The sequence below is a fragment of the Pseudomonas sp. GW823-FHT02C05 genome, assembly GCF_058797595.1.
In genome coordinates, this window is the sequence record NZ_JBXAJU010000001.1 from 1,397,593 (window position 1) to 1,418,239 (window position 20,647).

Below are 20,647 nucleotides of genomic sequence, written 5' to 3' on the forward strand. Positions count from 1 at the left end.
GTTATGGCTTAAGCAGGCTGTATGCCAGCGCTTACGGTTATGTCCCTCAGAAATCTCGCAGTAGCTTGTACAACTCAGTGAAGCTGCCCAGTAGCGCCACCCGCTGTTCAGCGCTCAAGCGGATATAGCGGCGGAACCCGGGCAGGCGGTTGACCACTTCGCTGGCGCCGAAATGCTCCAGGTGCACCTGCCAGCCCTGGGCATCGCGCCGCAATTCCAGGTGTTTGAAATCCAGGGGCAACAGGTGCTCCAGCAAGCGCTGGTCACTGCACAGGCGCTGCAGCAGCGGCGCCCATTCAGCGTCCTCCCCCGTGAGCAGCCGAGCTGCGACACCCTGACGGCGGATCGCGCCAGTGTGACGCAGACGGATCCGCGCCTGCCGGGCCGTGTCGCAAGGCACCGGCAGGCGCCACTCACAGGCCACGATGTGCATCAGGAACTGCGCCTGGGCGCGCTCTTGCACCTCGAACCTCAAACCGTTTTGCGGGCAATGAAAACCGCCCTGCACCTGGCTCTGTGCAGTGAAATCGAGCCCCGCCAGATCCCGACGCAACTGCCCCAGGGTCAGCCCCGGGCGATAGCCCGATGGCGCGCGGTTCCACAGTTCAAAGAGGTTTTGCCGCCAGCTTGAAAGATTCATCAGGCGCGCTCTCCCGTAGGTTATGGGCGGTATCCGGGTTCAGGCCCAGCGCCTGTTCCAGCACCTCCTCCACCGGCACCGGGCGAAACGGATTGACCTTCTGCACCAGCAGGGTCCAGACCAGCGCATAGATCGCGGTCAGGCCCAGCATGCTGCCGAAAGGCACATAGATGTCCCGCGGATTCATGCCCGGCGGCGTGATGAACCACATGCCCAGCAGGATGCCCACCGAAGACAGGATCTGCGGCAGCGGAAACCACGGCGACTTGTAGGCCCGGGGCAGGTCCGGCCGGCGAATGCGCAGCATCACCACTGACAGGGTGACCAGCAGATAGGCAGTGCTCCAGGCACAGACCGCCGCCAGCACCAGGTGCATGATGCTGTCGGTGCTGCCCCCCAGCCACCAGGCATGCAGGCAGGGAATCAGCACGGCTACGGCAATGCACAGCAACGGCGTCTTGAAGCGCGGGTGCAGGTAAGTGAAGACCTTCGGCAACGCCCCATCCAGAGCCATGCCGTAAAGGATCCGCGGCAAGCCGGCCATCAGCGTGTTGATGGTGGCGGCGCCGGCGAACAGCAGGCCGATGCCCAGCCAGATACGGCCGAAGGGCCCCATGATCTGCTCGGCAAAATGCGGAATGGCCATGGGCGTATCCAGCAGGTGCACGCTGCCATCCTCGCTCAGGGCGATGTTTTCCACTTGGCGCTTCATCGCCGCGCCATAGATGAACATGCACACCGCTACCCCCACCAGCCCCAGGGCCATGGCCCGGGGAATGGTCCGGGCGGCCTTGCGCACATCCGGCGTCAGGGGCGTGACGAATTCACAGCCGACGAACATGAACATGGCCATGCCCACCAGGGACAGGATGGTCGGCAGGTCGGTACCCACCATCGAGGCGCCGAACCAGCCATCGAGCTGCACCGCCGGTGTCTTGAGCACCCCGAGCACGCCAAAGATGATCAGGGTGGTCCACATGCCGAAGGTCAGGATCACCTCGGCACGGCTGAAGGCGGTGATGCCCACGGCGTTCAGCGCACCGAAGAACAGCACCAGCCCCACCCCCACCAGCCAGGCACTGCCGCTCTGCTCCAGCAGGGTGTTGAGGGACTCGAAGTTAACCAGGGCCATGACTCCACTGAGAATGGTCTCCGCGGTGCCGGCGAACACGTGCACGATCAGGTAGGCGGACAAGGTCCCGGTGATGGCGAAAAAACGCCCCAGGCCACAGGCCAGATAGTCATAGACCGAACCGTTGGTGGGCAGCAGGCAGGCCGCTTCGGCGAAGGTGGTGGATTGCGCCAGCATCATCACCAGGGCGATCACCATCGCCATGGCAAAGGCGCCGCCGCCGATACCAAAGCCCGTGGTGGCCGTGAGGATCACCGGGCTGGCCATGATCAAGCCCACGGCACTGGCCAGGGCCGTGGGAAAGCCGACTACACCTTGATCCAGGTGGCGACTGAGTCTGTCGTTGAGCGACATGGTGGTAAACCTCGAAAGCATGGGTTGATGATTGTTGTTCTAGGCATTTCAAGGGCACGCCTGATGGCGGAGTGCTTGGCTGTCTGACGCAGCTGTCTTCATGTTCACACCCTGTAGGAGCTGGCTCGCCAGCGAAGGCGTCGGCAAGATCACCGCCCAATCCAGGGGCCTCTTCGTCGGCCAGCCGGCTCCTACAGTAAACCGGTTGGCCCTGCCCCCGCAGGGGCCGGCTGGCCGGCGAAGGCGTTCGGCTCAATAAGCGATGCACACCGACTTGTTCTCGGTGTAGGCCTCGATGGCCGCATGGCCCATCTCGCGACCGATACCCGACTGCTTGTAGCCACCGAAGGGCATCGACGGGTCCAGCATGTTGTGGGTGTTGACCCAGACAGTGCCGGCCTTGATCTGCGGAATCAGCTGCATGACCCGCCCCAGGTCGTTGGACCAGATGCTCGCCCCCAGCCCGTACTGGTTGTCATTGGCCAGGCCCACCACTTCGTCCAGGGTGTCGAACGGCGTGGCCACCACCACCGGGCCGAAGATCTCCTCGCGCACCAGTTGCTGGTCGGCGTGCACATCGGCCACCACCGTCGGGCGCACATAGAAGCCCCGCTCGCCATGGGCGACACCGCCACAGAGCAGCCGGGCGCCCTCTTCGACTCCGCGCTGGACCATCTGCAGCACGCGTTTTTGCTGCTTGGCGGAAATCAGCGGATTGATCTGTGCCTGCTCGTCCAGCCCCGGCCCGATGCTCAGGGACCCGGCAATGGCCACCAGGCGCTCCAGCACCTCGTTATAGATGCGGCGCTGGATGTACAGCCGCGAACCCGCCGTGCACACCTGCCCCTGGTTGAAGAAGATCGCCCCGGCTGCGCCGGCGGCAGCGGTCTGCGGGTCGCAGTCGTCAAGCACGATCACCGGCGATTTGCCGCCCAGCTCCAGGGAAAAACGGGTCATGTTGTCCACCGCGGCATGGCCGATCAGCTTGCCCACCTGGGTCGAGCCGGTGAACGCCAGCTTGTCGATTCCCGAATGCGCGGCCAGGGCCGCGCCGGCCTGGGCGCCACTGCCGGTGACCACGTTGACCACCCCGGGGGCGATCCCCGCTTCCAGGCACAACTGGCCCAGGCGCAACGCGGTCAGCGGGGTTTCGTCCGCCGGCTTGAGCACCACGGTGCAGCCACAGGCCAGGGCCGGAACGATTTTCCAGATGGCCATCAGCAGCGGGAAGTTCCACGGCACGATGGCCCCCACCACGCCCACCGGCTCCGGCACGGTGTAGGCCCGGTACTGCGCCCCGGGCACTGCGGCGATGGAAACATCCAGGCTCTTGCCCTCGATCTTGGTGGCCCAGCCAGCCATGTAGCGGGTGAACTCTGCGGCCGCTCCCACCTCCAGGGCCCGGGCCAGGTGGATCGACTGGCCGTTGTTGAGGGTTTCCAACTGCGCCAGTTCCTCGCCATTGGCCTCCAGCAGGTCCGCCAGCTTCAGCAGCAGGCGCTCGCGGTCGGCGGGGCGCTGCGCCTTCCAGCTACCCTCGAAGGCCCGACGTGCGGCGCTCACCGCCAGGTCGATATCGGCCTGGGCGGCTGCCGCGACCTCGGCCAATTGTTCGCCACTGGCGGGGTTGTACACCGCCATCCGCGCACCGCTGAGGGCCGGCTGGCTGTGACCGTCGATCAGCAGGCCATGCTGACTGTCTATGAATGCAGCGACACGTGGGTCGATGGCAACGCTCATCTTGAATCCTCGCAGGTAGACCTAGTTCGAGATGGACTTTGAGCGCAAAGGCGCACGCCGTCTTGACCCTGGCTGCCGCGAAACTTGGCCCTGGCTGCCAGCCCCGCCAGGGCCTTCGCTGGCAAGCCAGCCCCTGCAGGTGCGCGCCATTGGCCGGCGAACAGGCGCGCAAACCCGCCACTGGCAGCCTGGGTCAAGTGCCCTGGCACACAGAGGCAAGCCAGGGGCGCATAAATGACGCACTAATATCTCCACGCTGTCCGTGCGTTATCAGGAGACTCAACGTGAGCGAACCAAGCCGTTTCTGGCACCCCATGCTGCACCCCAACGAAATGAAGCAACGCGAGCCGATCCGCATCGTCCGTGGCGACGGCTGCTATGTGTATGACGACAAGGGCCACCAGCTGGTGGATGGCGTTGCCGGGTTGTGGAACGTCAACGTCGGCCACAACCGCAAGGAAGTGAAGGCGGCGATCACCGCGCAACTTGATGAACTGGAATACTTCCAGCTGTTCGACGGGGTCAGCCATCCCCGGGCCGAAGAACTGTCGCGGGTGGTGATGAACCTGCTGGAACCCGAGGACATGCGCCGGGTGGCCTTCAGCTCCGGCGGCTCGGACGCCATCGAAAGCGCTTTGAAGCTGGCCCGCCAGTACTGGAAGCTCGAAGGCCAGGCCGACCGCACCAAGTTCATTTCCCTGCGCCAGGGCTACCACGGCACCCACTTCGGTGGCGCCTCGGTCAATGGCAACACGGTGTTCCGCCGCAACTACGAGCCGCTGCTGCCGGGCTGCTACCACATCGATACCCCCTGGCTGTACCGCAACCCCTACAGCCAGGACCCGGAAGAGCTGGGCAAGATCTGCGCCGACCTGCTGGAGCGGGAAATCCAGTTCCAGAGCCCGGACACCGTCGCCGCCTTCATTGCCGAGCCGATCCAGGGCGCTGGCGGCGTGATAGTGCCACCGGCCAACTACTGGCCGCTGATCCGCGAAGTCTGCGACAAGTACGGCGTATTGCTGATCGCCGACGAAGTGGTCACCGGCTTCGGTCGCAGCGGCTCGATGTTCGGCAGCCGCCTGTGGGGCGTCAAGCCCGACATCATGTGCCTGGCCAAGGGCATCACCTCGGGCTACATCCCCCTGGGTGCCACGGTGGTCAACCGGCGCATCGAGGAAGCCTTCGAGAAGAACGCCAACTTCACCGGGGCCATCATGCATGGCTACACCTACTCCGGGCACCCGGTAGCCTGCGCCGCCGCCCTGGCGTGCCTGGACATCGTGGTCAAGGAGGACCTGCCGGCCAACGCCGCGAAAATGGGCGACTACATGCTCGACAAGCTGCTGCCCTTCGTCGAGCGCTTCGACACCGTCGGCGAAGTGCGCGGCAAGGGCCTGATGCTGGCCCTGGACCTGGTGGCGGACAAGACCACCCGCGAACCCATCGACCCCATGAGCGGCTACGCCAATCAGGTGGCACAGATCGCCCGGGACAACGGGGTCATGGTGCGTCCGGTGGGCACCAAGATCATTCTCTCGCCGCCCCTGGTGATCCAGCAGGCACAGGCCGATGCCATAGTCGACGCCCTGGCCGAAGGCTTGAGCAAGGCCCGCCGCTAACCCCGGCCGCAGGCTGCGATCGAGGCAATCACGATCGCAGCCTGCAGCGCTGGAGGCTTGCCAGGCACGCCCAGCAGGGTTTCACTGTGGCAGTCCGGGTTCCGGACAGGATCAATCCACGTCCTTGCGCCCCTTTCACCGAGCCACTGCCCCAGGTCCAGCCAGGAGCCATCCGATGAACGCACCCGCCTCCCTGCCCGGCCCCCATGAACTGGGCCACCGCTGCATCGCCGCTTTCACCCGGGTAGTACCCGCCAGCCTCTGCGCCTTCTACCGCATCGATGCCCAACTGCAGGCCCGGGATTTTTCGCTGTACCGCATGCCGGAGCAGATGCACCAGGCCTACCTGCAGCACTTTCGCCACTACGACCCCCTGCAACCTCGTCACTGCGCCGCGGCGGGGCGCCCGGTGCTGTCTCTGCACATGGGCATGGCCCACCAGGGCCATCACGAGAGCGAGGTTTATCAGGGGTTCCTGCAGCGCCATGGGGTACTGGATGTGGTGGAAATCCTGGCCCGCGATGGCGAACGGCCGGTCGCCGGCCTGTCGCTGCTGCGCGACGTCGGGCTGGGGCACTTCAGCGTGGAGGAACTGGGCACCCTGCATGCCTTGCAGGGCCTGCTGGAGATTGCCGCCCTGGCGCCCTGGTCCCAGGTCGATGAGCGCCTGTCGGGCCTGACACCCCGGGAGCGGGAAATCGCCTGGCTGCTGCGCGACGGCGCAGACAACAAGACCATCGCCCGGCGCCTGGACCTGGGCCTGCCCACGGTCAAGACCCACTTGATCAACCTGTTCCGCAAGGTCGGCGCCAGTAACCGTACGGAGCTGGTCAGGGCGCTGTTCCTGTAAAGCCCGGGCACTTCAACCATAAGGTTGATGGGCAACCCGGGGCTGGCGGCCGAACATGCAGCTCTCCTTGCTGACAAGAGCCTTGCCATGAACCCGCAACCTGAATGGATCACCGTCGGAGCCCTCGCCGATGGCTTTGCCGAAGACAATCACATCCTCCCGGCGGTCGACGACCTGGCCGGTCGCCGCCTGACCCTGCACTTCGACAACCACTGGCAGATCGAACACCATTTCGCCGCCCACACCCTGCGCTGGAACAACGTCGGGGAAGCGGCCGGCGCCGAGTTGCCCTATCGCGCAACCTGCCTGCGCCCCGGCATCTACCTGGTGGACTTCCTCAAGCACGAACAGGGGCAGATCCACTCGGTGAGCCTGGTCCTGGACCTTGAGCAGCAATGCTTCAGCGCCGTCATCGGGCAGATGCCCAGCCAGGCCGAATCCAGCGTCGACCTGTTCAGCCGGGCCCTGGCCGGTGGCGAGCTGACCTCGGTCAAGGCCCAGTTTCTCCACGGTGCCATCGACACGCCGGTCACCGCCGGCACGCCACGCCATGAACCCACCGATGAACTGGTGGGCCTGCGCAACCGGTACATCTACAGCGCCAGCGAGGCCTACGAGCACATCTACCTGAATGCCAACTTCTACAGCTGGCAATGCCTGCGGGGCGTCGAACAGGGGCTGGCGGATACCGACCGCTGCCACTACTACAAGATCGCCGAGCAGCTGTACCTGTTCGTCTGGCGAGAAAAGATCGTCCCGACCCTGGGCCTGGTGCTGATCGACCTCAAGTCCGGTCGCAGCGACGGCAAGATCTTCGGCTACCAGGGTGCCGACTTCAGCAGCGCCGCCAACTTTCCGGTGGGAGCCCTGGCAGAGGTGCTCAACCGTACCCGGCACCGCTGATACCCGCCCCCTGGCTCCAGGCTGCCGGCCCAGGCCGGCACCTGGGCCAGCCAGCCCTCTTCCTCACAGGACACTGCCATGACTCTGGGCCTCGATCTGCAACGCGTCGCCAGTTGCTACCAGACCGAACTGCAACTGTTTGCCGAGAAACACCCGCGCTCCGGCGCTTTCTACCAGGAAAACCTCCAGCATTGGCTGTACGGCGCGCCCTTGCACTGGATGCAGCAATGGCCCGGCTCCTACCCGATCATGGTGGCCGACGCTCAGGGCGCGACCCTCACCGATTGCGACGGTCATCACTACGTGGACTTTGCCCTGGGTGACACCGGAGCGATGTTCGGCCACGCCCAACCGGCGGTCGCCGCTGCCATCGCCGAACAGGCTCTGCATGGTTCGACCCTGATGCTGCCCACGGCCGACAGCCTGTGGGTCGGCAAGGAACTGACCCGGCGCTTTGGCCTGCCCTACTGGCAGGTCACCACCTCGGCCACCGACGCCAACCGTTTTGTCCTGCGCCTGTGCCGGATGATCACCGGGCGGCAGAAGGTCCTGGTGTTCAACTGCAACTACCACGGCAGCGTCGACGAGTCCCAGGTGGAGTTCGACGCCCAGGGCCAGATGATCCCGCGGGACGGCGTGCACGCCAACGGCCTGCAGCACCAGGCCACCACGCGGCTGGTGGAGTTCAACGACCTGCCGGCCCTGGAAGCGGCCCTGGCCCATGGCGACGTGGCCGCGGTACTCACCGAACCCTTCATGACCAACGTCGGCATGGTGCCGCCAGCCCCGGGCTTTCATGATGGCCTGCGGGAGCTGACCCGGCGCTTCGAGGTGCCGCTGATCATCGACGAGACCCACACCCTGTCCTGCGGCCCCGGCGGCTATTGCGGCGAGCACGGGTTGCAGCCGGACTTCTTCGTTCTCGGCAAATCCATCGCCGGTGGCATTCCCACAGCGGTCTGGGGCGCCAGCCAGGCCATGGCCAAACGGATCTGGCAGGTGCTGCCGCATTTCCAGCCGGGCCAGGCGATCAACCATTTCGGCTTCGGCGGCACTCTGGCCGGCAACGCCCTGCAGATGGCGGCCATGCGCGCCACCTTCAGCGAAGTGATGAACGAGGCCAGCTACGCCCATATGTTCCATCTCGCCGAGCGCCTGCGGGCCGGGGTCGAAGCCATCATCCACAAGCACCGCCTGCCCTGGCACGTGACCCGCATCGGTGCCCGGGTCGAATACCTGTTCATGCAGCAGCCTCCGCGCAACGGCGGCGAGGCCCATCATGCCCGCCATGGGCTGATCGAAGCCTATCTGCACCTGTACCTGCTCAATCGCGGGGTGTTGCTGACGCCGTTCCACAACATGGCGCTGCTGTGCCCGACCGCCAGCGAGGCGCAGGTCGACCTGCACAATCGCCTGCTGGACCAGTGCCTGGCCCAGGTTCTGCCAGGAGCCGGCTCATGAGCCAGGATCTGCGTGGGCGCATCGCCCTGGTCACCGGTTCCGGCCAGGGCATCGGCCGAGCCATCGCCCAACTGTTCGCCGCCCAGGGGGCCAGGGTCATGCTGGCGACCCGCAGCGCGGCATCAGGCGATGAAACCCTGCGGCTGATTCGCCAAGCCGGCGGCACCGCCGAACTGCTGCCTGTGGACCTGGGCACCCGCAATGCCGCCGAACAGGCAGTGGCGGCAACCCTGGAGGCCTTCGGCGGCCTCGACCTGCTGCTGCACAATGCCGCGATCTTTCCGATGCAGAAGCTGGCCGAACTGGAGGATGAAACCCTGGACAGCACCCTGGCGGTGAACCTGAAAAGCTGCTTCTGGCTGACTCGGGCCGCCTTGCCGGCGTTGCGCCGGTCCCAGCAGCCGAGGATCGTCATCACCTCCTCGGTCACCGGCCCGCGCACGGCGATTCCCGGGCTCGCCCACTACGCGGCCTCCAAGGCCGGGGTCAATGGTTTCATCCGCGCTGCCGCGCTGGAGCTGGCGGAATATGCAATCACGGTCAACGGCGTGGAGCCCGGGCTGATTGCCACCCAGGCCATAGACAATCTCGGCGACGCTTCGACCCTGGCTTCGAGCATTCCCCTGAAGCGCCTGGGCAGCGCCGAGGATATTGCCTGGGCCATGCTGTTCCTGGCGTCACGGCAAGCGGGCTATATCACCGGCCAGACCCTGGTGGTGGATGGCGGCGCCCTGCTCCCGGAAAACACCCAGCTATAGAAACTGCCGCCCCCCACACCGGCACCTAAGAGGCGGACCGGCTGGCGCCTTCCATGGAGAACGACGGGCGTAGGAGCTGGCCTGCCAGCGAAGGCGACCCCGAGCGCAACACAGGGCTTGAGGCCCTCTTCGTCGGCAAGCCGGCTCCTACGAAGGGGTCAGGTCAGCTGCCGCTGCGGATCTTGTTCCACAGGCGGGTGCGGATGCGGTCGATGTCCAGCGGCATGGCCTCCAGGGCAAACAGCTTGTCCATCATTTCCGGGCTCGGATAGACCTTGGTGTCGTTCTTGATGGCCGGGTCGATCAGGCTGTCGGCCTGCAGGTTACCGTTGGCGTAGTGCACGTAGTTGCTCACGCCGGCCATCACTTCGGGGCGCAGCAGGTAGTTCATGAAGGCATAGCCGGCCTGCTCATCCGGGGCATCCACTGGCATGGCCACCATGTCGAACCAGATCGGCGAGCCTTCCTTGGGAATCGAGTAGCCGATCTCCACCCCGTTCTTCGCCTCCCTGGCACGGCTTTCCGCTTGCAGGATGTCGCCGGAGAATCCCACCGCCACGCAGATATTGCCGTTGGCCAGGTCGCTGGTGTACTTCGACGAGTGGAAGTAGCTGACATAAGGCCGGACCTTCATCAGCAACGCCTCGGCCTGCTTGTAGTCAGCCGGGTTCTTGCTGTGGTGCGCCAGCCCGAGGTAATTGAGAGCGGTAGGGATCAGTTCCGGGCCGTTGTCGAGGATCGCCACCCCGCACTTCTGCAGCTTCTGCATGTACTCGGGCTTGAAGATCAGGTCCCAGGAATCCAGTGGGGCATCGTTGCCCAGCACTTCCTTGATCTTGGCCACGTTGTAGCCAATGCCGGTGCTGCCCCAGAGGTAGGGGAAGCCGTGCTGGTTGCCCGGGTCGTTGACCTCCAGGGCCTTGAGCAGCACCGGGTTGAGGTTCTTCCAGTTGGGCAGCTGGCTCTTGTCGAGCTTCTTCAGTGCCCCGCCCTGAATCTGCCGGGCCATGAAGTGGTTGGAAGGAAACACCACGTCATACCCGGATTTTCCGGTCATCAACTTGCCGTCCAGGGTCTCGTTGCTGTCATAGACGTCGTAGGTGAAACCAATCCCGGTTTCCTTCTGGAAGGCCTTGGTGGTGTCCGGGGCGATGTAGTCCGACCAGTTGTAGATCTTCACCGTATCGGCCTGGGCCAGGGACGTGGCCAGGAACAGCGGGCTGAGCAATAGCAACGCGCAAGTCTTGCGGATCATGAGTCGATACCTGTGGCTGGTTTTGTTGTTGGCAGGCAATCAAGGGATCAGAAAATCAAGACGTAGGTCTTGCGCACCGTTTCCTGGATATCCCAGATCCCGGTGCTGTTGGCCGGCAACATCAGTGCATCGCCGGCTTCTATGTGCAGGGTTTCGCCGTTGTCCGGGGTGAAGGTGCAACGGCCCTGGATGAAGTGGCAGAACTCCTGGGCGACGATCTGCCGCCGCCAGCGCCCCGGGGTGCATTCCCAGATGCCGGTCTCGACCCCGTCGTTGCGTTCGACGGCGGTCACCGAGGTCACGGCCACCGGAGTGCCCAGGGGCACCGCCACTGGTGCCGATTCGGCCAGGGTGGCGGTGGCGGTTTGCTTGAATTGGGTGATGCTCATGGTTCTACCTTTCGACGGAAAATCCGAACGGACAGCGTTCGGTACATAGAGGCCGGCTCAGTGCATGAAACCTTCCATGAAGCCGGCGATCCGGCTGGCCATCCTGCGCCGCCATGGAGCCGAGGCCGGGTTGGCCAGGGTCTGGTCCTCGTGGACGAAGCTGCGAATGATCGCGTTGTAGCCCAGCCAGCGGCACGGCTCCGGCTCCCAGGCCCGCAGGGCCTCCAGGCCGCACTCGGGCATGACCCAGGGTTGGTGTACTAGAGGGCTGTCGCGTTCCAGGATCAGGTCCGCCAGGGTCCGGCCGCCGAGGTTGCTGGCACCCACGCCCTCGCCGCCATAGCCGCCGGACAGGGCGATGCCCTTGCGCCGGTCGCAGAGCATGTGCGGCTTGAAGTGCCGGGACATGCCCAGGTTGCCGCCCCAGGAATGGCTGATGCGCACGTTCTTGAGTTGCGGGAACAGCTCGCCGAACAGGTAGCGGCGCAGTTCCACCTCGTCACGGGTCAGGTCGAAGTCATGGCGCAGCTTGCTGGCGAACTGATAGCCGCCCCGGGCACCGAACACCAGCCGGTTGTCCATGGAGCGCTGGCCATAAGTCACCTGTCGGCTGCTTTCGCTGAAGGCCTGGCCCTGGCTCAGGCCGATTTCTTCCCAGACGGACTCCGCCAGCGGCTCGGTGGCCACCAGCAGGCTTTGCACCGGCAACTGGTAGCGGCCCAGGGGCGGCAAGGTGACCGAATAGCCTTCCACTGCCGGCACTATCCAGCGGCTGCGCACCGAAACCTGGGCCGTCTGCAGGCTGCCGGACTGCCAATGGGTCACCGGGCTGTTTTCATAGAGGGTCACCCCCAGGCGCTCAACCGCCCGGGCCAGGCCGCGCACCAGCTTGGCAGGCTGGATGGTGGCGCAATGCGGGGCATAGATACCGCCATAGGGCTTGGCCAGGCGGATCTGCTGGGCCAGTTGCTCGGGGTTGAGCCAGCGGTAGTCGTCCTGGTTCAGGCCCTGGGCATAGAGCTTGTCCAGATAGTGGCGCAGGCTGGTTTCCTGCTCCGGGTAGCGGGCGGCGCAATACAGCACCCCGCCCTTGCGGTAATCGCAGTCGATGCCCTCACGTTCGATGACATTGGCCACCTCATCGGGGATGCCGTGCAACAGGTCGAAGGAGGCCCGGCGCTGCTGCGGCGACAGAGCGGCCAGCAGCCGGTCTTCTCCCAGCAGGTTGCCCATCAGCCAGCCGCCATTGCGGCCCGAGGCACCAAAACCGGCGGTTTGCGCTTCGATCACCGCAATATTCAACTGCGGCGCCTGGCGCTTGAGGTAATAGGCGGTCCACAGCCCGGTATAGCCGGCGCCGATGATCGCCACGTCCAGGTCCAGGTCTTGCGCAAGCTGCGGCCGCGGCAATAGCGGCTCGTCGAGCTGGTCCATCCACAAACTGATACTGCGCCACGCTGGCATGCAAGCACTCCGCAACCCGAATTTCGAATGCGGCGATCCTAGTGCCTGGCCTCAGGGGCTGTCTTGCGCGCGTGCACGCAAAGAAATTTGCTTGGCGTAGGCCTTGGGCGACTGGCCGGTGTGCTGGCGAAAACAGCTGTAGAAGGCCGACAGCGAGTTGAACCCTGCGGCAAACGCCAGCTCGTCGATGCGCAGCGGTGGCGTGGCCTGGTCCAGCGCTACCAGCAGATGCTGCAGGCGCGCCTGGTTGACGTAGCGGTAGAAGCTCTGCCCCAGCACCTGATTGAGCAGGTAGGAAATCTGGTTGCGGCTGTAACCGCATTCCCGGGACACCCGCTGCAGGTCCAGCTCGGGGTCCAGGTACGGCTGCTGGCGCTGGAAATACTGCTGCAGGTCCTCGGCCATGAAACTCAACTGGCGCGGCGACAGCCCCAGCCGGCTGGCCGCCGGGCGCAGTCTGGCGGAGGACTTGCTCGGTGCCGGCTCCCGGACCAGTGAGGCGTACTCGTTGACCCGCCAGATCAGCCCGTCGCGCACGGTGATCGCTTCACTGGAGCGAAATGACACCAGGCCCTGGCCGCCGCGCAGGGTCACCTGGTACTGGATAAACGCGGTGTTGCCATCCAGGCGGATGCGATCGCTGTGCTCCAGGGCCTCGTCGGGAGCCCGGGGCATGCTGGCCCGCACGTATTCGCGCAGTTCCTCCAGGCCCAGGGTACGGTTCTGGAAAAAGTCGTTGTACTGGATGTCCGGGTGGTACAGCGCCATTACTCCATCCAGGTCCCGGTGCTTCCAGCACAGGTGGTAGCGCATCACGGTTTCACCGGTGGCCTGGGTGTGCAGCGGCCCGTCATCGGGGGCAGACATAGGTTTCTCGAACAGGAAAAGGCGCAGCTTGCCGAACTTCGCCAAGGGCTTCAACGACCGGCCGCCGGCCAGATACGGCAGCCGCCGGGGGGGGCCTGGGCTATGACATGACTTGCATCAATAATCCGTGAATGAACCGCCGGACGGTGGGCAAAAAAAAAGCGAACCGTCACAAGCCAATGCTATTTTTAAAACCTCAACCGATCGGGTCATTGACGATCCGGTCGTTCCTACCGCGAGCACAAGGAAGCGCTCAATGAATCAAGGTGGGCCACCGATGAACAGAGTCTGGGCCAGTAAAGTCACCTTTCCCAACGCCTGCCAGCTGATGCGCTGGCATTTTCATCCCATGGGTTTCGAAGCCAGCATGGATGCGCCCGGCAGCATGATCGCCCGGCTCTTCGATCGCGCCAGCGGCGAAACCATGATCGCCATCGCCGGCATTCCCTGTGCCACGGTGATGAGCGCTGCGGATGTCGAACGAATAATCGAGGCGGTGGAAGATGAGCTGGAGGCCTTTTCCCCGTCCCTGGCACTCAAGGCCTGAAGCCCCGCTGCCTCACCCGAAGCCCGCCTCGCCAGCGGGCTTTTTTCATGTCGCCTGGCGCAAGTCCTGGAAGTACGGCTTGTCTCGCGGTACCCGGTCCGAAGCCTTGGGCGCATTGCCCGAGGGGCCTTCCTGGCGGTCCACATACCAGTAGCAATGCTTGGCCGCCCGGGTGATGCCCACATAGGCCAGCCGCAGGATCTCGTCCTTCTGTGCGCTGTCGTAGGGCTCGGCATCGCCGTCCTTGCCCAACCCGGCCATGCGATAGACCTGGTTCTTGTACGGCGAACTGCTCAGGTGCTGGCAGTCGCCCAGCAGGAATACCGCATCCGCCTGCAGTCCCTTGGCGCTGTGATAGGTCAGCTGTTTCAGGCGTCGCGACCCTGGAGGCAAACTAGAATCAACATTAACTATTTGTGAAATAACTTTTTCAATCAATAACTTATCACTACTTTTTCGAAACAACATCAAGATCGAATCATCCTGCTCATAGTGCTCAGCCAGACGCTGGGCCAGGCCCTGGTCATCGCGATCGAGCACCTGCACCGGCCACAGCTCTGTAGCTTCGCCGCTGGCCTTGGCCTTCTTTCCGGCAATGGCCGGCGCCGCGCGGACAATATGCTCCGCGGCATCGATCACATGCTGATGGCTGCGGTAGTTCTCGCTGAGCATGACCCGGGTGGTGCCCGGGGACGGGAACTCCTTGTTGAACTCGATGAAGTACTTGGGCGAGCTGCCCCGCCAGCCGTAGATCGACTGCCAGTCGTCACCGACGCAGAGCAGCGAGGAATGCTGGGCGGCGCGCCCGATGTGCAAGGCGGCGCCTCGGCTGCGGATCGCCGCAAGGCTGGCCCTGATCCAGGAAACGATCTGCGGCGAAACATCCTGGAACTCGTCGATCATCAGGTGTGACATCGGGCGCAGGCAGGCATCGCTGAGCAGCTTGAAGTTCTCCGGCGAGCGCTCGCTGAACAGGGCGAACATGCGGTTATAGCTCATGATGGGCGGCGACTGATCCAGCAGATGGTCCTCCAGCGCTCGCCAGAACAGGCTCAGGGCCTCGAAGAAAAACCGGTCCGGATCGTCCTGGGCAAAACTCATGCCCGCGACGGCATCGCCCACTTCCAAGCCCAGGTTCTCGATAAAGCCTGCGGCGGCGACAAAGCAATCGAGCAGCGGCGCCGACGCCAGCTCGCCCTTGACCTTGTAATCGAAACCCGGACCGCCATTGACCTGGGCCGAAAAGGCGCCGGCAGAACGCTTTGAAGCTTCGTAACTATCAAGCCAAATCAATGGTTTACGGCAAAAAGCTTGAAACAGGGTGCGTTTTACAGCCCACTCCGCCCGCACCGTCAGCTTGGCCCCGGGCCGGGTCAGCTGCGGGCTCTCGCGCGGGTCGAAACCCAGCACCACCCAGGCGTCCAGCTCCGCACAATAGCCATGGCTGTGAAAGGTCGCACCGTTGATTTCGAACCGCTGGCGCTGCGGCTCGATGCCCTTGATCGGCCAGGCGCCCGCGCGAAACCACAGGTCTTCCACGGTGTCGCAGAGCTCTTCATCGCGCTTGGCCGCCAGTTCGGTCACCGCCATGCGCTTTTGCACGTCCGGGTGATCGCGCTCCAGTTCCTTGAGCTGCAGGGCGTGGCGCACCAACGGCTGCAACGCCAGGCGAAAGCGCGGGTCATCGCGGTACAGTGCCTGGTAGCAGGCATTCAGGTGCCGACGCTGGGCGTCATTGATGCGCAGATCGAATGGGTTGCTGTCCACCTCGTCTTCGCCGCCCTGGAGCCGATCGCTGAGGTTCTCGAAGGCCTGCAGGCGCTCGAAGCCCGGCAGGCTGCGGACCATGGGCAGAATCCGCGAGTGGAAGGTCCGCACCAGCTCCCGGGCTTCCCTGGCGCCCAGTTGCCGCCCCCACAGGGCAAAGACTTGCGTGAGCTTGGTGATGAAGTCCTTGCGCGACTCCCGGGTGAAGGTCACCACGGTCATGGCGTCCAGTTCGAAGCCCAGATAGTGATGCAACAGCAGCAGGCGCAGCACCAGCGAGGTTGACTTGCCGGCGCCGGCCCCGGCGATCACCGCGGTGGCGGGTGTGTCGCTGAAAATCATCTTCCACTGCGCGGCGCTGGGTTGCGCGGCGGCGGGCAGCAGGCGGGCGACATCGGCCTTGAAGCGCTTTTTCAGCTCGGCGCTCAACGGCAGGCGCCAGTCATCGAACAGCCGGTCATCCACCCCGGGCGGGCGGTGCTCGGTGTTGCGGCTGTCGCGGATCAACAGCACCTGGCGGCCTTCCTCCAGCCCCTCGAGCCGGCCTTCCTGGTAGCCGTATTCCACGCCGGCAGTGTGGCCACTGCGAAAGCCATCGGCCTGACCATGCAGCCAGGAAGCCCGATGCTGGGCCCGCAGGCGGTTCAGGCCATGGCCGAAGAAGCGCGCCGCGAGGCGTTTCAACAAGGGCATCTGGGCCAGGGGCAAAAGCTCGGGGGGCAGATCGGGGGTGTGTTGCGACACGCGGACTCCAGGGTGTGAGGCTGAGCGGTAATCTTCGGCGGATTGTTCCACGGTATCCAGCCAATTGCTTGCAGGTCATTAACTTAAGCGATGAACCGAAGGTTTAACACCAGCTTTGCGACAAAATAATCATCTAATTTTACGATTGGATTACGGCATTTTTTGCGCTTTTTATCGATCTATAGCTGATGGAAGATGCTCGCCATCAACCAACGGTTATCGTTTTCTGGCCCGGGTACAACGTGCCATGACGAGCCCTTAATGAGGAGAAGATCATGCTTGAACTCAGACCTTTCAGCTCCCTGGGCGGCGCGCACCATGGCTGGCTGGATGCCCACCACCATTTTTCCTTCGCCGAGTACCATGACCCCAAGCGCATGCACTGGGGCAACCTGCGGGTCTGGAACGATGATGTGATCGCCCCTGGCACCGGCTTCCCCCAGCACCCGCACCGGGACATGGAAATCATCACCTACGTTCGCGAAGGGGCCATCAGCCACCAGGACAACCTGGGCAACAAGGGCCGCACCGAAGCCGGTGATGTGCAGGTGATGAGCGCCGGCACCGGGATCGCCCACAGCGAGTACAACCTGGAAGCCACGCCAACCAAGATCTTCCAGATCTGGATCATCCCCAACCAGGCAGGCTCCGCGCCTTCCTGGGGAGCCAAGCCTTTTCCCAAGGGCCAGCGTGAAGGTTTCGTGACCTTGGCCAGTGGCAAGGATGGCGATGAGGAAAGCCTGCGGATTCGCGCCGATGCGCGGCTGGTGGCGGCCAACCTGAAGGCCGGGGAAACGGCCGAGTATCACCTGGACGACGGGCGCCGGGCTTACCTGGTTCCGGCGACCGGCGCGATTGAAGTCAACGGCTTGCGCGCCGAAGCTCGAGACGGCGTCGCGGTTGAGAATGAGCCGGTGCTGCGGGTGACGGCGTTGCAGGACAGCGAGATCGTGCTGGTGGATCTGGCGTGAAATACAGCGGCCAATAAAAAGGGGCGACCGTGATGGTCGCCCCTTTTTTTGCCTGACGCTCAGTTGCCGCTGATGGCGGTGTCCACCAGGGTCTGGGCTTCCTGCACCAGCTGCTTGAGGTGGTCGCCGCCGATGAAGCTTTCAGCGTAGATCTTGTAGATGTCTTCAGTACCCGACGGGCGTGCGGCGAACCAGCCGTTTTCGGTCATGACTTTCAGGCCGCCAATGGCCTGGTCGTTGCCCGGTGCATGGCTGAGGATCTGCTGGATCGGCTCGCCGGCCAGCTGGGTCGAAGTCACCTGCTGTGGCGACAGCTTGCTGAGCAGGGCCTTCTGCTGCGGGTTGGCCTTGGCATCGACGCGGACCGAGAACGGCTCACCCAGCTCGTCGCACAGGGCGCGGTAGGCCTGGCTCGGATCGCGACCGGTACGCGCGGTCATTTCCGCCGCCAGCAGGGACGGGATCAGGCCGTCCTTGTCGGTGCTCCAGACGCCACCGTCGCGGCGCAGGAAAGAGGCGCCGGCGCTTTCTTCGCCGCCAAAGCCCAGTGAGCCGTCGAACAGGCCATCGGCAAACCACTTGAAGCCCACCGGCACTTCATACAGACGGCGGCCCAGGCGTGCAGCGACCCGGTCGATCAGGCCGCTGCTGACCACGGTCTTGCCCACCGCGGCATCAGCGCGCCATTGCGGGCGATTCTGGAACAGGTAATCGATGGACACCGCCAGGTAGTTGTTCGGCGCCAGCAGGCCGCCGCTCGGGGTGACGATGCCGTGGCGATCGTGATCGGGGTCGCAGGCGAAGGCCACGTCGAAGCGTTCCTTGAGGCCGATCAGGCCCTGCATGGCGTAGCTGGAGGACGGGTCCATGCGGATCTGCCCGTCCCAATCCACCGACATGAAGCGGAAAGTGGCGTCCACTTGCTTGTTAACCACCTCCAGGTCCAGGCGGTAGTGCTCGGCGATCGCCGACCAGTAGCGCACCCCTGCTCCGCCCAGCGGATCCACGCCCAGGCGCAGCTTGGCGTTGCGGATGGCGTCCAGGTCGATGACGTTGATCAGGTCGGCGACGTAGGTGTTGAGGTAATCGTGGCGATGGGTGGTGTCGGCCTTCAGCGCCTGTTCGTAACTGATGCGCTTGACCCCAGCCAGCTTGGCTGCCAGCAGTTCATTGGCCTTGGCTTCGATCCACTTGGTGATGTGGGTGTCGGCCGGGCCGCCATTGGTGGGGTTGTACTTGTAGCCGCCGCTTTGTGGCGGGTTATGGGACGGGGTGATGACGATGCCGTCCGCCAGGCCCGATGTACGCCCACGGTTGTAGCAGAGGATGGCGTGGGACACCGCTGGGGTCGGGGTGTACTCGTCGCCGGCAGCAATCATCACGGTCACGCCATTGGCCGCCAGCACTTCCAGGGCGCTGGCCCCGGCCGGAGTCGACAGGGCATGGGTGTCGATGCCGACAAACAGCGGGCCGTCGATGCCCTGGGATTCGCGGTACAGGCAAATGGCCTGGCTGATGGCCAGCACATGCCATTCGTTGAAACTCAGATCGAACGAGCTGCCACGGTGCCCGGAGGTGCCAAAGGCCACACGCTGGGTAGACACCGATGCATCAGGCTGACCGGTGTAATAAGCCGTAACCAGTCGCGGGATGTCGACCAACAATTCAGCCGGTGCCGGTTTGCCCGCAAAAGGACTGAGAGTCATGCAAAACCTCTGGAAAAGGATGGTTCGGAAATGGGCCGCAGTTTACTGGCAGTTTGACCGCAGCGCGATGGAATCTATCCCGGCGCCCAGGCCCTTTTATGCAGCAGCCGCTTGCCGGTAAAAGGACTGCCAGGGGAAAAACTAAAAAGCCGGCGCAAGGGCCGGCAAATCGAGGCAATAAAAAACGCCAGGCTTTGCCTGGCGTTGGGATCAGACCGGTTCGACCTGAAGCGCGACCCGTTCGCGGCATGGGCATTCATCCATGTAGCGGTGCGCCTCGACAAACTCGTTGAACGCGAATACCCGGGTCTTCAGGGGGAGCAGCACCCGGTCCGCGGTGAGCTGGTTGATGTCGCGCAACGCACGCTGCAGCGCGACCTGATCCTGGACAATTCCCAACTCCGGCTTGCCAGTGAAGTTGCCGATGCAATGGACGAAGAACTGGATGTTCTTCTGGAACGCCGCGCAGGCCGGGAACGGCGTCTGGTTGCCGCCTTGCAGGCCATAGAGCACCAGGCTGCCACGGGGCGCCAGGACATCGCCGAGCATGGACATCTGCGGGCCGCCCAAGCCGTCGAACACCACGTCGACACCGCGGTTGTCGGTGAGCTTGTTGATCTGCATCAGCAGGTCCTGTTCCTCGGTGACAATCACCTTCTCGGCACCCAGGGACAGCAGGTATTCACGCTCTTCAGCGGTCTTGGTCGCGGCAATCACCCGCACACCCAGGGCCTTGCCCAACTGGACAAAGGACGGCCCGGCGCAATGGCTGGCGTCGGTGACCAGGGCAAACTGCCCCGGCTTGACCCGCGCCAGGTCGGCGTAGGCGAAATAGGCGATCAGCAGCGGCGTGTAATGAACAGCAGCCTCGATCGGGCTGAGAACATCGGGATAACGGGTCAGGGCCGAACGCGGCAGGACGATCAGCTCGCCATACACCGGGTAATCGTTGGGGCTTTCGGCGGGAAAACTCGCCACCTTGTCACCTACCGCCAGGTCGTCGACGCCCTCGCCCACGGCCGTGACCACACCGGCCATTTCGTGCCCGAGGCCCGAGGGCAGGCGCGCATGGGACGACGCCAGGTTCTGCCGCCAGAGCACGTCATACCAGCTGATACCGATGGCTTCGACTCGTACCTGCACTTCGCCTGGCGCAGGCAACGAGGCCGCATGCTCTTCGCATTTGAGCACCTCGGCCGGTCCAAACTTGTGAAAACGAATCGTGCGGGACATCGCAAACCTCGTCAAATTAACCTCTAATGCCGCGAACTTTATCCGGGCTTTGCAAGCAAGACTATCAGTGCCTATTAATAGTCGACATGCCTGGCATTGATTTCGTGCCCTTGAAAATCGGGGCGTACAGCGTGCTCGAACCTTGCCCGGCTACAAACAAACAACATTTAGCCGATGCAGAGTACCAGCCTTTCCCCGTAAGATTCACGCCGGCCATTGTTCCGATATGGTCGCTCCCGTCAAGCTC

At 64.0% G+C, this 20,647-nt stretch carries 17 protein-coding genes; 7 read left to right on the forward strand and 10 right to left on the reverse strand.

Annotated features, from left to right (window positions below; all coding sequences use genetic code 11):
* Nucleotides 1-46 precede the first annotated feature (46 nt).
* From AC1RGE_RS06335 to AC1RGE_RS06345, 3 genes are all read right to left on the reverse strand, one after another.
* Nucleotides 47-640, reverse strand: a complete 594-nt coding sequence (locus AC1RGE_RS06335) for a DUF3156 family protein (protein WP_011061499.1) — start codon at nt 638-640, stop codon at nt 47-49.
* Entirely contained in the window at nt 606-2,126 is a 1,521-nt protein-coding gene (locus tag AC1RGE_RS06340; RefSeq protein WP_072441710.1) for an APC family permease, read from the reverse strand. The genes AC1RGE_RS06335 and AC1RGE_RS06340 overlap by 35 nt, the downstream gene beginning before the upstream one ends.
* Nucleotides 2,127-2,378: 252 nt before the next feature.
* On the reverse strand, nt 2,379-3,866 hold the full coding sequence (locus tag AC1RGE_RS06345; protein WP_210458653.1) for an aldehyde dehydrogenase family protein: 1,488 nt from the start codon (nt 3,864-3,866) through the stop codon (nt 2,379-2,381).
* 284 nt (nt 3,867-4,150) lie between these two features.
* Here AC1RGE_RS06345 and AC1RGE_RS06350 point away from each other — a divergent pair, with 284 nt between their 5' ends.
* The 5 genes from AC1RGE_RS06350 (at nt 4,151) to AC1RGE_RS06370 (ending at nt 9,457) form a co-directional block, all read left to right on the forward strand.
* Nucleotides 4,151-5,485 (forward strand): aspartate aminotransferase family protein, encoded by a 1,335-nt coding sequence (locus AC1RGE_RS06350; RefSeq protein WP_011061503.1) that lies wholly within the window; start codon nt 4,151-4,153, stop codon nt 5,483-5,485.
* Between the two features lie 175 nt (nt 5,486-5,660).
* Nucleotides 5,661-6,335 (forward strand): helix-turn-helix transcriptional regulator, encoded by a 675-nt coding sequence (locus AC1RGE_RS06355; RefSeq protein ID WP_019095321.1) that lies wholly within the window; start codon nt 5,661-5,663, stop codon nt 6,333-6,335.
* Nucleotides 6,336-6,422: 87 nt separating this feature from the next.
* Nucleotides 6,423-7,238, forward strand: coding sequence for a molybdenum cofactor biosynthesis F family protein (locus AC1RGE_RS06360; RefSeq protein WP_019095322.1), 816 nt, complete (start codon nt 6,423-6,425; stop codon nt 7,236-7,238).
* Between the two features lie 78 nt (nt 7,239-7,316).
* Nucleotides 7,317-8,699, forward strand: a complete 1,383-nt coding sequence (locus AC1RGE_RS06365; RefSeq protein WP_019095323.1) for an aspartate aminotransferase family protein — start codon at nt 7,317-7,319, stop codon at nt 8,697-8,699.
* The gene (locus AC1RGE_RS06370) at nt 8,696-9,457 is read left to right on the forward strand and encodes an SDR family oxidoreductase (RefSeq protein ID WP_492583693.1); all 762 of its coding nucleotides are present in this window, start codon (nt 8,696-8,698) and stop codon (nt 9,455-9,457) included. Before AC1RGE_RS06365 ends, AC1RGE_RS06370 begins: the two co-directional genes overlap by 4 nt.
* A 163-nt stretch (nt 9,458-9,620) precedes the next feature.
* Here AC1RGE_RS06370 and AC1RGE_RS06375 read toward each other — a convergent pair whose 3' ends face one another.
* The 4 genes from AC1RGE_RS06375 to AC1RGE_RS06390 are packed head-to-tail and all read right to left on the reverse strand — an operon-like array spanning nt 9,621 to nt 13,432.
* The gene (locus AC1RGE_RS06375; protein WP_011061508.1) at nt 9,621-10,712 is read right to left on the reverse strand and encodes a polyamine ABC transporter substrate-binding protein; all 1,092 of its coding nucleotides are present in this window, start codon (nt 10,710-10,712) and stop codon (nt 9,621-9,623) included.
* A gap of 47 nt (nt 10,713-10,759) precedes the next feature.
* Nucleotides 10,760-11,101: a cupin domain-containing protein gene (locus AC1RGE_RS06380; RefSeq protein ID WP_019095326.1), complete on the reverse strand. Its 342-nt coding sequence runs from the start codon at nt 11,099-11,101 to the stop codon at nt 10,760-10,762.
* 57 nt (nt 11,102-11,158) lie between these two features.
* Nucleotides 11,159-12,565 (reverse strand): NAD(P)/FAD-dependent oxidoreductase, encoded by a 1,407-nt coding sequence (locus tag AC1RGE_RS06385; protein ID WP_492583695.1) that lies wholly within the window; start codon nt 12,563-12,565, stop codon nt 11,159-11,161.
* A gap of 51 nt (nt 12,566-12,616) precedes the next feature.
* On the reverse strand, nt 12,617-13,432 hold the full coding sequence (locus tag AC1RGE_RS06390; RefSeq protein ID WP_346624906.1) for a helix-turn-helix transcriptional regulator: 816 nt from the start codon (nt 13,430-13,432) through the stop codon (nt 12,617-12,619).
* Between the two features lie 277 nt (nt 13,433-13,709).
* Between AC1RGE_RS06390 and AC1RGE_RS06395 the strand changes: the two genes are divergently transcribed.
* A complete protein-coding gene (locus AC1RGE_RS06395) occupies nt 13,710-13,979 on the forward strand; it encodes a DUF1652 domain-containing protein (RefSeq protein ID WP_011061512.1) in 270 nt (89 codons plus the stop codon).
* Nucleotides 13,980-14,024: 45 nt separating this feature from the next.
* Here AC1RGE_RS06395 and AC1RGE_RS06400 read toward each other — a convergent pair whose 3' ends face one another.
* Nucleotides 14,025-16,490 carry a UvrD-helicase domain-containing protein gene (locus AC1RGE_RS06400; protein WP_492583697.1) on the reverse strand — a complete coding sequence of 822 codons (2,466 nt, stop codon included), beginning with the start codon at nt 16,488-16,490 and terminating at the stop codon, nt 14,025-14,027.
* Nucleotides 16,491-16,765: 275 nt separating this feature from the next.
* Between AC1RGE_RS06400 and AC1RGE_RS06405 the strand changes: the two genes are divergently transcribed.
* Nucleotides 16,766-17,461, forward strand: a complete 696-nt coding sequence (locus AC1RGE_RS06405) for a pirin family protein (protein ID WP_492583699.1) — start codon at nt 16,766-16,768, stop codon at nt 17,459-17,461.
* Between the two features lie 59 nt (nt 17,462-17,520).
* Here the strand turns inward: AC1RGE_RS06405 and pgm are convergent, their stop codons facing one another.
* Nucleotides 17,521-19,167 (reverse strand): phosphoglucomutase (alpha-D-glucose-1,6-bisphosphate-dependent), encoded by a 1,647-nt coding sequence (gene pgm / locus AC1RGE_RS06410; RefSeq protein ID WP_072450222.1) that lies wholly within the window; start codon nt 19,165-19,167, stop codon nt 17,521-17,523.
* Nucleotides 19,168-19,377: 210 nt separating this feature from the next.
* The gene (locus tag AC1RGE_RS06415; RefSeq protein ID WP_011061516.1) at nt 19,378-20,400 is read right to left on the reverse strand and encodes a zinc-dependent alcohol dehydrogenase family protein; all 1,023 of its coding nucleotides are present in this window, start codon (nt 20,398-20,400) and stop codon (nt 19,378-19,380) included.
* Nucleotides 20,401-20,647: the final 247 nt, after the last annotated feature.